The sequence below is a fragment of the Pseudomonas sp. ASL9 genome, from assembly GCF_056680335.1.
In genome coordinates this window covers 4,386,720-4,401,210 of record NZ_CM155277.1, presented here as the reverse complement: position 1 = coordinate 4,401,210, position 14,491 = coordinate 4,386,720, and the positions used below count along the sequence as shown (strand labels likewise).

The 14,491-nt window shown below is 58.3% G+C and carries 7 protein-coding genes; 2 read left to right on the top strand and 5 right to left on the bottom strand.

From position 1 onward, the window contains the following. Positions 1–156: 156 nt before the first annotated feature. The 3 genes from gyrA to purL all read right to left on the bottom strand — a co-directional run bounded on the left by gyrA (position 157) and on the right by purL (position 7,452). A complete protein-coding gene (gene gyrA, locus AC1ME2_RS20350; protein ID WP_480436288.1) occupies positions 157–2,913 on the bottom strand; it encodes a DNA gyrase subunit A in 2,757 nt (918 codons plus the stop codon). A gap of 313 nt (positions 2,914–3,226) precedes the next feature. Next, on the bottom strand, positions 3,227–3,538 hold the full coding sequence (locus AC1ME2_RS20345; RefSeq protein ID WP_480436287.1) for an NGG1p interacting factor NIF3: 312 nt from the start codon (positions 3,536–3,538) through the stop codon (positions 3,227–3,229). A 17-nt stretch (positions 3,539–3,555) separates the two neighbouring features. Then, on the bottom strand, positions 3,556–7,452 hold the full coding sequence (purL, locus tag AC1ME2_RS20340; protein ID WP_480436286.1) for a phosphoribosylformylglycinamidine synthase: 3,897 nt from the start codon (positions 7,450–7,452) through the stop codon (positions 3,556–3,558). 190 nt (positions 7,453–7,642) lie between these two features. Here purL and mltF point away from each other — a divergent pair, with 190 nt between their 5' ends. Beyond that, positions 7,643–9,103 carry a membrane-bound lytic murein transglycosylase MltF gene (gene mltF / locus AC1ME2_RS20335; RefSeq protein ID WP_480436284.1) on the top strand — a complete coding sequence of 487 codons (1,461 nt, stop codon included), beginning with the start codon at positions 7,643–7,645 and terminating at the stop codon, positions 9,101–9,103. 396 nt (positions 9,104–9,499) lie between these two features. Here mltF and tadA read toward each other — a convergent pair whose 3' ends face one another. Both tadA and AC1ME2_RS20325 read right to left on the bottom strand, forming a co-directional pair. Continuing rightward, positions 9,500–9,982: a tRNA adenosine(34) deaminase TadA gene (gene tadA / locus AC1ME2_RS20330; protein WP_480436282.1), complete on the bottom strand. Its 483-nt coding sequence runs from the start codon at positions 9,980–9,982 to the stop codon at positions 9,500–9,502. Beyond that, a complete protein-coding gene (locus AC1ME2_RS20325; RefSeq protein ID WP_480436281.1) occupies positions 9,982–11,358 on the bottom strand; it encodes a multicopper oxidase family protein in 1,377 nt (458 codons plus the stop codon). Before AC1ME2_RS20325 ends, tadA begins: the two co-directional genes overlap by 1 nt. 201 nt (positions 11,359–11,559) lie before the next feature. Between AC1ME2_RS20325 and AC1ME2_RS20320 the strand changes: the two genes are divergently transcribed. Continuing rightward, a complete protein-coding gene (locus AC1ME2_RS20320) occupies positions 11,560–14,478 on the top strand; it encodes a membrane-targeted effector domain-containing toxin (RefSeq protein ID WP_480436280.1) in 2,919 nt (972 codons plus the stop codon). Positions 14,479–14,491: the final 13 nt, after the last annotated feature.

The window sequence follows — 14,491 nt, the reverse complement described above, 5'->3', positions numbered from 1 at the left end:
CAGGCAAGCCAGCTCCTACAGGAACTCGTGTTCGGCCGGACATCTGTTTCTGGCCGAAGGCCGTAGGAGCTGACTTGTCTGCGAATGGTTTGACGCGGTGCATCTGACACACCGCATCAACCCCTCGCCAACAAGTTGGCTCCTACAGGTATCGCATTACTCTTCTTCCGGTGCGTCGGTTTCCAGTGATTCATCGATGTCGCTGACATCCAGCACTTCGCCGTCCAACACTTCGCCTTCAAGCTCTTCGCCTTCGACTTCCGACGGCTCTTGAACACGCTCAAGACCGACCAGTTTTTCGTCGCTGGCCAGTTTGATCAAGGTCACGCCCTGGGTATTACGACCCAGACTGGACACTTCATCAACACGGGTGCGAACCAAGGTCCCTTGGTCGGAAATCAGCATGATTTCCTCGCCGTCGAGCACTTGTACCGCGCCGACCAAACGGCCGTTACGGTCGTTGCTGACCATGGCAATAACGCCCTGACCGCCACGCTTGTACTCAGGGAACTCGGTAATCGCGGTGCGTTTGCCGAAACCACGCTCGGAGGCGGTCAGAATCTGGCTGCCTTCTTCCGGGATCAGCATGGAGATCAGCTTCTGACCTTCTGGCAGACGCATGCCGCGCACACCGCGAGCGGTACGGCCCATGGCGCGAACGTCGGACTCTTTAAAGCGCGTTACTTTGCCGCCATCGGAGAACAGCATGACTTCGCGTTCGCCATCGGTGATGGCTGCGGAAATCAGGATGTCGCCTTCGTCCAGCTCCAGCGCGATCAGGCCAACACTGCGTTGACGGCTGAATTGCGCCAGCGGGGTTTTCTTCACGGTGCCATTGGCAGTCGACATGAAGATGAACGGAGCTTTCTTCCGGTCTTCCGCCTTGATGCGCGCCTTTCTGTCTTCTTCGCTTTCGTCGCTTGCTACGTCGTCCAGTTCCGGGGTGATGACATCGTCACCGCCTTCTTCTTCGGACTTCTTGCGCATGGCTTCCATGTCCACCGGCAGCATGGTGGTGATGTATTCACCCTCACTCAGCGGTAGCAGGTTGACCAACGGACGACCACGGGCAGCACGGGAGGCTTCCGGAATTTCGTATGTCTTGAGCCAGTACACCTTGCCCTTGCTGGAGAACATCAACAGCGTGGTGTGACTGTTGGCGACCAGCAGGTGAGCGATGTAGTCCTCATCCTTAACGCCGGTAGCCGATTTGCCTTTACCGCCACGGCGTTGAGCCTGGTAGACGGCCAACGGCTGAGTCTTGGCATAACCACCGTGAGAGATGGTGACAACGCGCTCTTCTTCGGTGATCAGGTCGCCCAGGGTCAGGTCCAGACGCGCATCGAGAATCTCGGTGCGGCGTACATCGCCGTATTCAGCGCGGATCAACTCCAGCTCTTCGCGGATGATTTCCATCAGACGCTCGGCGCTGTTGAGAATGCGCAGCAACTCGCCGATCTGGGTGAGGATTTCCTGGTATTCGGTCAGCAGTTTTTCGTGTTCGAGACCGGTCAGACGGTGCAGACGCAGCTCCAGAATCGCCTGAGCCTGTTCCGGCGACAGGAAATACTTGCCATCGCGCAGGCCATACTGCGGATCAAGGTTGTCCGGACGGCATGAATCCGCACCGGCACGTTCGACCATTTGCACAACAGCACTGGATTCCCACGGCGTTTCGATCAATGCGGCCTTGGCTTCAGCCGGTGTCGGCGAGGCTTTGATCAGGGCGATAACCGGGTCGATGTTCGACAAGGCAACCGCTTGACCTTCGAGCAGATGACCACGCTCACGGGCTTTACGCAGTTCGAAAACGGTACGACGGGTGACCACTTCGCGACGGTGACGAACGAAGGCTTCCAGCAGGTCCTTGAGGTTGAGGATCCGCGGACGGCCATCGATCAATGCAACGATGTTGATACCGAAAACACATTGCAGTTGGGTCTGGGCGTAGAGGTTGTTGAGGACGACCTCAGGCACTTCGCCACGACGCAGCTCGATAACTACGCGCATACCGTCTTTGTCGGACTCGTCGCGCAGCTCAGTGATGCCTTCGAGCTTTTTCTCTTTGACCAGCTCGGCGATCTTCTCGATCAGACGCGCCTTGTTCAACTGGTACGGGAGTTCGGTGATCACGATCTGCTGACGACCACCGACCTTGTCGATGTCTTCGACCATCGAACGCGCACGCATGTAAATGCGCCCACGACCGGTGCGGTAGGCTTCGACGATACCGGCACGACCGTTGATGATCGCGGCCGTCGGAAAGTCAGGGCCCGGAATGTATTGCATCAACTCATCGATGCTCAACTCAGGGTTGTCGATGAGGGCCAGGCAACCGTCGATGACTTCACCGAGGTTGTGCGGCGGGATGTTGGTCGCCATGCCCACGGCAATACCGCTGGAGCCGTTGACCAGCAAGTTGGGAATACGGGTTGGCATGACCGCCGGGATCATTTCGGTGCCGTCGTAGTTCGGCACCCAGTCCACGGTTTCTTTATGCAGGTCAGCCAGCAGCTCGTGGGCCAGTTTGGTCATCCGGACTTCGGTGTATCGCATGGCGGCGGCGTTGTCGCCGTCCACCGAACCGAAGTTGCCCTGGCCGTCTACCAACAGGTAGCGCAGGGAGAATGGCTGAGCCATCCGGACGATAGTGTCGTAAACAGCGGTATCACCATGCGGGTGGTACTTACCGATAACGTCGCCGACCACACGGGCAGATTTCTTGTACGGCTTGTTCCAGTCGTTACCCAGTTCGCTCATCGCGAAGAGTACACGCCGATGCACGGGCTTCAAGCCATCACGCGCATCAGGCAGTGCCCGCCCGACGATTACGCTCATCGCGTAGTCGAGGTAGGACTGTTTCAGCTCGTCTTCGATATTGACCGGGAGGATTTCTTTGGCCAGTTCGCCCATGAGAAGCCTGATTCCTTTTTCTGGTGAAACCTCGTCACATCCATGCGGGACGAACGAAGCTCGCCGCTGCAGGCATTTGCCATGCAACGACTTACGACAAATCAACGAGTTATGCTACGGATCTGCGCAGTAAGGGCAGGCGCATCGCGCCACCCTGGAAACCGCCGAATGTTATCACAAACGCGGTCACCGACCTATCCCCAGGAAACCTGCCAAACCACTAATCGACCAACGATTGGCCTTTATAGCGCCTCTGAGGGCCCTGCATGCGTTTTGAGGATCGGAGCCACATTTTAATCTCGTGCAGACAGATTCAAAAATCAGCCAGTTTCCACACTTCATAGGCCGGTGTTTCATAGGGATGGCTCTGCTTGAGAGCCATCACTGCCTGGGTGATCAAATCGTCAGCCACCACCAGCTCGACCTTCCATTCCTGCACCTGCTCGATCTCGCCCGCCCGCCCAATGAACGGCTGGCTGCCGTCCAAGGGGCGAAACTGGCCTTGACCCAGCGTCTGCCATGAGCAACAGTCATAAGCCCCGATTCGCCCGGCACCTGCGGCGAATACGGCACTCTTGACCACGTCGACATGGCTCGGCGGTACGAAAAAGCTGAGCTTGTACATGGCTCGACCTTTATCTGTCAGTTCACCCATACCCGCGCATTACGGAACATACGCATCCAGGCACCGTCTTCATCCCACTCTTCCGGACACCAGGAGTTCTGCACGGCACGGAACACACGCTCAGGGTGCGGCATCATGATGGTGACACGACCGTCACGACTGGTGAGGCCCGTAATCCCGCGTGGCGAACCGTTCGGGTTGGCTGGGTAAGTTTCGGTGACCTTGCCATGGTTGTCGACAAACCGCATGGCCACACACCCGGACAAATCGGCTTCGAGCAATGCGTCTTCGCTGCGGAATTCAGCCAGACCTTCACCGTGGGCAATGGCGATCGGCATACGCGAACCGGCCATGCCCCGGAGGAAGATCGACGCCGAGTCCTGAACCTGGACCATTGCGACCCGTGCTTCGAACTGCTCGGAGCGGTTGCGCACGAAATGAGGCCAGAACTCGCTGCCTGGAACCAGTTCCCTGAGGTTGGACAACATCTGGCAACCGTTGCACACGCCAAGGGTGAAGCTGTCCTGACGCTCGAAGAAACCCTGGAAGGCATCCCGCGCGCGGCTGTTGAACAAGGCCGACTTGGCCCAGCCTTCGCCCGCGCCGAGCACGTCGCCGTAGGAGAAACCACCGCAGGCCACCAGACCTTTGAACTCATTCAGATCGACGCTACCGGCGAGAATATCGCTCATGTGCACGTCGATAGCGTTGAAGCCGGCGCGATCGAATGCAGCCGCCATCTCGACCTGACCGTTGACGCCCTGCTCACGCAGGACCGCCACTTGCGGACGAATGCCTTTCTTGATGTACGGCGCGCTGATGTTGTCGTTCACATCGAAGCCCACCTTGGCACTCAGGCCTGGGTTGTCTTCTTCAAGCAGTGCGTCGAATTCTTGTTCGGCGCATTCGACGTTGTCACGCAGACGCTGGATCTGATAGCTGGTCTCTACCCACTGACGTTGCAGCAAACGACGTTGACCACCGAACACCGGCTCACCGTTGTAGCTGATCGCAACTTCATCGTTGTTCACCGGCTGACCGATGACCGCGACGCACTCTTCAAGCCCGGCCGCGCTGAACTGTGCAAGCACCTCCGGCGTAGCATCCCGGTGAACCTGTATCACGGCACCCAGCTCTTCGTTGAACAGGATGGCTGACAACTCGGCTGAAGTTTCCGCCAGGCTGTCGAGGTACAGGTTCAAACCGCAGTGGCCGGCGAACGCCATTTCCAGCGTGGTGACCAACAGACCACCGTCGGAACGGTCGTGGTAAGCCAGCAAGTGACCGTCAGCATTCAGGCCCTGGATCACCGCGAAGAAGGCCTTGAGGTCTTCTGCGTCGTCCACGTCGGGCGCGACGCGACCCAGCTTGCCGTGCACCTGAGCGAGAATCGAAGCGCCCATGCGGTTCTGACCACGGCCCAGATCGATCAGGATCAGGTCGGTGTCGCCCTTGTCCATGCGCAGTTCTGGCGTCAGGGTCTGGCGGATGTCGACCACCGGCGCGAAGCCGGTCACGATCAGCGACAGCGGCGACGTCACGCTCTTCTCGGTGCCTTCATCGCGCCACTGGGTTTTCATGGACATCGAGTCCTTGCCCACTGGGATGGTGATGCCCAAATCAGGGCACAGCTCCATGCCGACCGCTTTTACGGTGTCATACAAACGGGCGTCTTCACCGGGGTGACCGGCAGCGGACATCCAGTTGGCCGACAGTTTGATGTCGGAAATCTTCGCGATGCGCGAAGCAACGATGTTGGTCAGGGTTTCGCCAATCGCCATACGCCCGGACGCCGGAGCGTCCAGCAGCGCCAGCGGTGTGCGCTCGCCCATGGCCATGGCTTCACCGGTGTTCACGTCGAAGCTGGTAGCGGTCACGGCACAGTCAGCCACGGGCACTTGCCACGGACCCACCATTTGATCGCGAGCAACCAGACCCGTAATGCTGCGGTCGCCGATGGTGATCAGGAAGCTTTTGCTGGCGACGGCCGGGTGATGCAGAACGCGCTGCACACTCTCTTCGATGTCGAGGGTGCTTGGGTCAAAATCATCGCCCAGTTCGCTTTCGCGAGTCGCCGAACGGTGCATGCGCGGCGCCTTGCCCAGCAGCACTTCGAGCGGCATGTCCACCGGGCTATTGCCGAAGTGGCTGTCGGTCACTGTCAGTTGCGGTTCGGCGGTGGCTTCACCGACGACGGCAAACGGGCAACGCTCACGTTCGCAAATGGCTTTGAAACGCTCGAAATCCGCAGCGCCAACCGCCATCACATAGCGTTCCTGCGATTCGTTGCTCCAGATTTCCAGCGGGGCCATGCCCGGCTCGTCATTCGGAATGTTGCGCAGTTCGAAACGACCGCCACGCTCACCGTCATTGACCAGCTCAGGGAAGGCATTGGACAGACCGCCCGCGCCGACGTCATGGATAAAGCTGATCGGGTTTTCGTCGCCCAACTGCCAGCAACGGTCGATCACTTCCTGACAGCGACGCTCCATTTCAGGGTTTTCACGCTGAACCGAAGCGAAATCCAGATCCGCAGAGCTGGTGCCGGTCGCCATCGACGACGCTGCACCACCCCCCAGACCGATCAACATGGCGGGACCGCCGAGCACGATCAGCCTGGAGCCGACAGTGATTTCGGCTTTCTGTACGTGTCCATCCCGGATGTTGCCCATACCACCGGCCAGCATGATCGGCTTGTGGTAACCACGGACTTCATCACCGTGCGGGGTGCTGATCAGTTGTTCGAAGGTGCGGAAGTAACCGGTCAGGGCCGGACGTCCGAATTCGTTGTTGAACGCCGCGCCGCCCAGCGGGCCTTCGAGCATGATGTCCAGCGCCGTCACGATGCGTTCGGGTTTGCCGTATGGCACTTCCCACGGCTGTTCGAAACCGGGAATCATCAGGTTCGACACGGTAAAACCGGTCAGGCCGGCTTTCGGCTTGGCGCCGCGACCGGTAGCACCTTCGTCGCGAATCTCGCCACCGGAGCCGGTAGCGGCACCCGGGAATGGAGCAATCGCGGTCGGGTGGTTGTGGGTCTCGACCTTCATCAAGATGTGCACCGGCTCCTGCACCGCGCCGTACTGGCGGGTTTCAGGGTTCGGGAAGAAACGCCCCGCCACCGGGCCTGCGATGACTGCGGCGTTGTCCTTATAGGCAGAGAGGACACCTTCGCCATGCATCTGGAAGGTGTTCTTGATCATGCCAAACAGGCTTTTTTCCTGATTCTCGCCGTCGATATCCCAGCTGGCATTGAAGATCTTGTGACGACAATGCTCGGAGTTGGCCTGGGCGAACATCATCAGCTCGATGTCGTGGGGGTTGCGCCCCAGCGTAGCGAAACTGGTCACCAGGTAATCGATTTCGTCATCCGCCAGGGCAAGGCCCAGCTCGATGTTGGCTTTTTCCAGTGCGGCACGACCGCCACCCAGAATATCGATGGCCGTCAGCGGTTTGGGTTCGGCATGACGGAACAGACCGGCGGCCTGTTCCAGCGTGCCCAACACCAACTGCGTCATGCGGTCATGCAGCGCGTCAGCGATCAGCTCGACTTCGGCATCGCTGAATTGGCCTTCGACATAGAAAGCAATACCGCGCTCAAGGCGCTGAATGCTTGCCAGACCGCAGTTTCGGGCGATATCGCTGGCCTTGCTCGACCAGGGCGAAATGGTGCCAAAACGCGGCAACACCAGGAACAGCCGGCCGCTTGGCTCTTGAACCGGCACACTCGGGCCGTATTTCAGAAGGCGGGCAAGGACCTGCTGGTCTTCACCGGACAGAACGCCAGTGACCTCAGCGAAGTGGGCGAATTCAGCGTACAAGCCACTGACAGCTGAAACTTTCTGTTTCAGTTGCTCAAGTAATTTGCTGTGGCGGAAGGCAGAAAGGGCAGGAGCACCGCGCAGGATCAACATCTTCGGGACAGCCTCGGGAAGGGGTGTGCTTTGAGGCCATGCATTCTAGCCTAAACCGCCACTTTCGGCACCCGAAACGGCGCTTTCCAGCATCGTCGAATGTCGGCGCCCTGAGAACGGCCTCGCCCTATCAGACACGGTCTTCATTGTCGAGATATGGCGGTCGGGATCCTTTGCGTATACTGCACCCATGTTTTCCCAATCCGCTTTCCGCCCGCGCTGTGCCAAATGGCTCATCGCAACCGGACTCTTCCTGATGCTCAGCGCCTGTGTTGATAAACCCAACACACTGGAGCGAGTCAAGGAGGATGGCATTCTGCGCGTGGTCACTCGGAACAGCCCGGCCACTTATTTCCAGGATCGTAACGGTGAAACCGGTTTCGAATACGAGCTGGTCAAGCGCTTCGCAGAGGATCTCGGGGTCAAACTGCAGATCGAGACCGCCGATAATCTTGATGATCTATTCGATCAACTGCATAAGCCCGGTGGCCCGGTACTGGCCGCTGCAGGCCTGGTCGCTACCGATACACGCAAGCAGCAAGTCCGGTTCTCCCATCCGTACCTGCAAGTCACCCCCCAGATCATCTACCGCAACGGCCAATCTCGCCCCACCGACGCTAGCGGTCTGATCGGCAAAAAAATTCTGGTGCTCAAGGGCAGCAGCCATGCTGAACAGCTGGCCGCACTGAAAGTAAAGATGCCGACGCTGGAATACGAAGAATCCGACGCGGTGGAAGTGGTTGACCTGCTGCGCATGGTGGATGAGGGCCAGATCGATCTGACCCTGGTCGACTCCAACGAATTGGCGATGAATCAGGTGTACTTCCCCAATGTGCGCGTGGCTTTCGATCTGGGTGACAGCCGTGACCAGCGCTGGGCCATCGCCCCAGGCGAAGACAACAGCCTGCTCAACGAGATCAACAACTTCCTCGACAAGGTCGAGAAAAACGGCACGCTACAGCGCTTGAAAGATCGCTATTACGGGCATGTCGACGTTCTCGGTTACGTGGGCGCCTACACCTTTGCCCAGCACCTTCAGCAGCGCTTGCCGCTCTATGAAAAACATTTCCGTTTGGCGGGCAAGGAAGAACTGGTGGATTGGCGATTGCTGGCCGCCATCGGGTATCAAGAGTCGTTATGGCAGCCCAGCGTCACATCAAAAACCGGCGTGCGAGGTTTGATGATGCTGACTCAAAATACGGCGCAGGCCATGGGCGTGTCCAACCGGCTGGATGCCAAGCAGAGCATCGACGGCGGGTCAAAGTACTTTGCGGCCATGAAAGATCAGCTGGATGACAAAATTTTAGAGCCCGATCGTACATGGTTAGCTCTCGCGGCCTACAACATCGGCAGTGGTCATCTGGACGATGCGCGCAAATTGGCCGAGAACGAGGGCCTGAATCCGAATAAATGGCTCGACGTAAAAAAAATGTTGCCGCGCCTGGCGCAAAAACAGTGGTTCCGTAAAACCCGTTACGGTTATGCCCGAGGCGGCGAACCGGTGCACTTTGTCGCCAACATCCGTCGCTATTACGACATCCTCACGTGGGTCACGCAGCCGCAGCTTGAAGGCAGCCAGGTCGCCGATGGCAACCTGCACGTGCCTGGCGTGGACAAGACCAAGCCGACTGAAGAAAACCCGGCGCTTTGAGGCAGACCGTATCGCCGCTCTTCGCAGGCAAGCCTGCTCCCATAAAAAACCTGTAAGTGATTGAAAAATAAAATATAAATGTTATTAGATTTTCAGCAAAACGCTGATCCCCTGTAGGAGCTGCCGAAGGCTGCGATCGCCCCGGGGTCGCGTCCGACGGAACCGGTCGCTTTCTTGAGACCGCTGAAGGTCGTGCCGGTCGCCCGCGACCCCGGCCTATCGCAGCCTTCGGCAGCTCCTACAGGGACCCAGTTTGATGGGAGGCGTCATACCTGACACACGGCATCAAGCCCTTCGCCAACAAGTTGGCTCCTACAGAGGGTCTGGCACGGATATGTTGTGGGAGGCTTGCAATTACGCGTCCCGCTGCGAAGAATTTGACGCGGTGTAACTGATTCAGCTCTTCGCCCGGCGCATCTTGAAGAATTCACTCAACATCGTCCCGCACTCCTCCGCCAGTACGCCCCCTTCGAACAACACCCGATGATTGAGAAAGCCCTGGCTGAAGAACTGTCCCTGACTCTGGACGATGCCGGCCTTGGGCTCTAACGCACCGTAGACCACGCGGGCGATGCGCGAATGCACGATCAAGCCTGCGCACATGCTGCACGGCTCGAGGGTTACATAAAGGGTGCTGCCCGATAGCCGGTAATTGCCGAGCGCCTGGGCAGCAGCACGAATGGCGACCATCTCGGCATGGGCACTGGGGTCGCTGCCGCTGATGGGGCAATTGAACCCGCGACCGATAATGTCGCCGTTTTGCACAACGACTGCGCCCACCGGGACTTCACCCAAGGCTGCGCCTTGCGCGGCAAGTGCCAGCGCCTCACGCATGAAATGTTGATCCTGACTGCGATCAATAATGTGGGGCTGCCTCATCAGGACACCTCGATTGCGGCCATAAGCCCGGTTTCCATATGGTCAATCACATGGCAGTGGAACATCCACACCCCCGGATTATCAGCTACCAGCGCGATACGTGCGCGCTCGTTCTTTCCCAGCAGGTAGGTGTCAGTGAAATAAGGGATGACGGTCTTGCGATTAGACGCGATGACCTTGAAGGTCATGCCATGCAGGTGGATCGGGTGCTGATACTGGGTCATGTTTTTCAGCTCGAAGATGTAGCTTTTGCCCTTTTGCAGTTTGGCGATGGGCCGGTCGGCGCAGGTCTTGTCGGTAATATCCCACGCCTTGCCGTTGATCTGCCACAGGCTCGGCGGCGCACCCTTATCGAGGTTCACCGACACGGAACCCACCCATTCAAAGTTGAAGTTGAGCTTTTCTGCGTTGGCCAGGTCGGGCTCAGACACCGGATTGGCGGGCAGCTCCGGCGGCCACTCACTGATTGCGTCACTGCTGGGCACTGAGCGGAACGTCCCCAACCGTACCGGACCATTGCGCAGCGAAAGCTCTTCACCCACCGCGGGCGCCTTGATCGCCAGGCACATACGCATGCCCGGCCCCAGCCAATAGTCCTTACCCAACGGCCGTGGTTTGACCGGGTTGCCGTCCAGCGCGTAGATCTGCGCCTCGACCCCTGGAATGTTCAGGCGATACGTCAGGGTATTGTCGAGATTGAGCAGCCTTACCCGGACAATCTGCCCGGCAGGCAAGTCGATGATTGCCTGCGGCACGCCATTGATGGTCGATAACCGCCCCGCCGTGCCGCCGCGCGCGGCTTCACGAGGCACGCTGAAGGCAGTGAAAGCGCCCTCTTCGTCAACGTGCCAGCTTTTCAGACCCAGGGTTCGTTCATGCAGGAAGCCCGTCGGCTCGCGCTCTTCGACGATCAACGGACCGACCAACCCGCGCCCCAGCTGCTCGCTGCTGTTCACATGCGGGTGGTACCAATAGCTGCCGGCGTCCGGGACGCGAAATATGTAATCAAAATACTCGCCCGGCAACACGGGCAACTGCGAAACGTACGGCACGCCGTCCATTTCCAGCGGCAGACGGATCCCATGCCAGTGAATGGTGGTTGGCACCGGCAGCTTGTTGATGAAGCGCACCCGCAACCACTCCCCCTGACGCACCCGCAATTCAGTGCCCGGCACGGAGCCACCGAATGCCCAAGCCGGAGTCTGACGACCAGACACCAATTCCAGATCCAAGGGTGCGGCAATCAACTCGTAGTCGTGCCCCGCCTCGGAATCCCTGCGACCCAGCCAATACCGCGAAGCCCCACCTGCGCCTAAACCAACCACGGCAAGACCAGACAGGCCACCCACAAGGAGTTGTCGACGGGTAAAGGACATGGATGCAAGCACCTCGGAAAAATGCGAACAAGATACACGCGCATTTACAAATTAATAAGGGAAGCCCTTCCCTCTCAATTAATTCAATACATTGCGCACTTCGGAACAGGACCTTTCGATTAACGAGGTCATTACATAAGTACCGCTCTTCGGTTCAAGGCCCCGGTCACGCTTCAGGCTCCCCTTCAATGAGTGACACCTATGAACTCAACTGACCGAATCGCCCTAGACGTCCTGGCTCGTCAATTGGTTGAATCCTGCCCGGACATGCTGGAAATGGCGCGGGAGGCCGCGAAAGGAATCCTGCACAAACGCCTCGGCAGCGACATCGAGCCAGACCATGTCTATTGGCATCGCTTCACCACCTCCGTCAGCAGCCCACGCACCTTCAATGGCTGGCAGCATTACGACCCACCCATCGAATCCATGACCCTGCCGCAACTGGTCATGCGCCGATTCCACGCTCAGGACCAGGACAACGTTCTCGATCTTCAAGTAATTGGAGGTTTCTATACTGCGGGTCCAACGGCCAAGATTTTCAACGAGACCAATGAAGTCCGGCTGCTGCCTGCCGATGTACTGAGCGACCTCTGGCAAGTCGATTTCAGCACCCGATATACCGCCAGACTGAATGCGTTCTGGCAGGACCGCGCGGACGATTTCCGGACCATGGCAAAGGGCAATTTCATCGCCAGAGCCTTGGAGGATCGTGACAGCGGCTGGCTGACTGATGACAACTTCCAGACCGTTATCAACGCGGTGTGCGGCGATGTGTCCTGGCCGATCAGCCTTGAGGCACTCACGACTGAAACGCAGCCGACCGAGGGGCTGCGCATTTGCACGTTTGATATCGCAGGCCATGTTTCCAGCAACATCCTGCGTATCGTGGACCACAACGGCAGGCAGTTGCTCTACGTACCTGGCGAAATCGATGCATTCCATGTGTTCGAGACCCACGACGATCTGCATTGGTGGGTACTGTCCCAAACCAACAGGGCGCCGAAACGCGCCGCGTTCATGGCGCACTTCCCGCTGTCCACCCACTTGCAGAATGACGCCGTCGGCTTGAACCACATGTTGGACCTGCTGTTCAGCACATGGGGGGCGCCGGGACCCAGCCTGATCAATCAGAGCGATCAAACGATTTCGGGTGATGCCTTCACCTGGATGCGCGACACAGCGAAAACGCGGATGAGCTCCGATGCCTACCTGTCCCTGCACTCCAATGCCGATTTGAGGAAGCAAATGTGGATCGGCTATCTGAGTTCCCTTTCGCGAGTCGCCGGTGGATTGGCAGCACTGGACTGGCCAGTGGCGTTGGTGGCCGTGGGTGCAGGCCTGTCGAATACGGCCCTGCACATCGATCAGGCGGTCAACGGCCACACCACCGCCGAGCGTAAGGCGGGTGTTATTGGCGCCATCCTCAGCGGCGTGGATGCGTTGTTCAACAGTCTTTTCCTGATCGGCGCCGGCGGCGCGTCAGCAGAAGGCGAAGAAGCGCTGGAGGCCGTGGTCCCTAAAGAAGGCGGCGAATCAATCGAGCCCGCTGAACCGGCGAGCATCGCGCCTGATCTCGAGGCCATCGCGCCGGGGCCCGTTTATGCCGTCGAAAGCAATAACCTGTTGGCACCCTTCGAAACCAACGTGTTGCTCGATGGACTCACCCCGTTGACCGAAGGACGGATGCGCGGCATTTATCTACTGGATAAAGCCGAAACCTATATTTCCATGAATGACTTCGCTTACGCGGTGCGTTACGTCAACGAGATGAAAACCTGGGTCATCATCGATCCAGAAAACCCGTTCTCGTTCTATCGCAACTTGCCCGTGCGATTGAATGCCTTTGGCGAATGGGAGCCTATCGTCGCCAAAGGGCTCAAAGGCGGTGGCAAGATTTTTGGCAAACTGCCATGGGGTCGCTCAACGGCCGCTGCATCCGCCGCCGAAACACCGGTCAGCCCGTACGACGTTCCGGTCGAAATGCAGCAGCCTCTGAGAAGCGCCGCCGAGGATGTCTATCTATCCGACGCAGTGAGTGGCGACCGTGCGATGCCGGGTGACGAGTGGAACGCACCCTATATCAAGCTCAGGGCACTCCGAGAACGTCTGTCTCAGGACGCCACTGCGTTCTATGAACATCCAGAGCTACCACCACGGCCGGAAATACCGGAGCTGGCCCCCACGGCCAAGAGCAAAGATTTCCTGAAAAAAATCTTCAATAACACCTCGGGCCTGGTTGTCGGTGAGAGCCATTCGAGCATCGGCAGCAAGCAACTGCTGATCGAGAACATGCCGCAATTGGCCAAGCTCAAGGTCAAGACGCTTTACCTGGAGCACCTGCTTACTGATTTCCACCAAGCGGACCTCGATGTTTTTGCCCGGACTGGAAAGATGTCGGAGAACCTCGAACACTATCTGAACACTCTCGACGCTGGGCATAGCACAGACCCCAGCGGCCAATACACTTTCATGGCACTGGTCAAAACGGCCAACGAAAACCATATACGCGTCAGGGCGATCGACTGCATGGCGAGCTACAGGCTCGCGGGCATGCCCGATCCCGATGGAACGTTGCGGCAAAGGATGATGAATTTTTTTGCTCGAACCGTGATTCGCGCCCATCAGACCGCTCGGGGGGCCGGCAAGTGGATAGCATTGGTGGGCAACTCCCACGCCAATACGTTCGAAGGGGTCCCGGGCGTCAGCGAATTGGAGAGCGCTATTGGTCTTCGAATTGAAGACGTCGGCATGGGCCAGTCAAAAGGGATAGACATCGACCCCGGCAAGCACCTGACCAATGGAATCGGCAATAAATCGGGCTTCGTAAAAAGTGACTTGAGACTGCAGATGGAAACCGTACAGGGCGCCTCATCCACACCTACTGAAACGCTGGAAAACCGCCTTCCCCGGGCGGGCATGTTTACCCTGGACAAATCCAACGGTCAGTCCACGCTGATTCACCGCAGTGGCGATAACTCACTCGTGCGCACGTTGATCAACACAGACCGTGGGCATGTCTATATCAACCGACCTAGTTGGCGTTACATCAGCGGCCGACGTTTCGACAGTGTCGGCGAGCTGATCAATGCGCTAATGCTCATGGGAATGAAGCACACCTGACGGAGGGAAAAAG

Bases quoted from the DNA above. Each gene is read 5' to 3' on its own strand.
- gyrA (WP_480436288.1), bottom strand. From the start codon at position 2,913: ATGGGCGAACTGGCCAAAGAAATCCTCCCGGTCAATATCGAAGACGAG.
- AC1ME2_RS20345 (WP_480436287.1), bottom strand. From the start codon at position 3,538: ATGTACAAGCTCAGCTTTTTCGTACCGCCGAGCCATGTCGACGTGGTC.
- purL (WP_480436286.1), bottom strand. From the start codon at position 7,452: ATGTTGATCCTGCGCGGTGCTCCTGCCCTTTCTGCCTTCCGCCACAGC.
- mltF (WP_480436284.1), top strand. From the start codon at position 7,643: ATGTTTTCCCAATCCGCTTTCCGCCCGCGCTGTGCCAAATGGCTCATC.
- tadA (WP_480436282.1), bottom strand. From the start codon at position 9,982: ATGAGGCAGCCCCACATTATTGATCGCAGTCAGGATCAACATTTCATG.
- AC1ME2_RS20325 (WP_480436281.1), bottom strand. From the start codon at position 11,358: ATGTCCTTTACCCGTCGACAACTCCTTGTGGGTGGCCTGTCTGGTCTT.
- AC1ME2_RS20320 (WP_480436280.1), top strand. From the start codon at position 11,560: ATGAACTCAACTGACCGAATCGCCCTAGACGTCCTGGCTCGTCAATTG.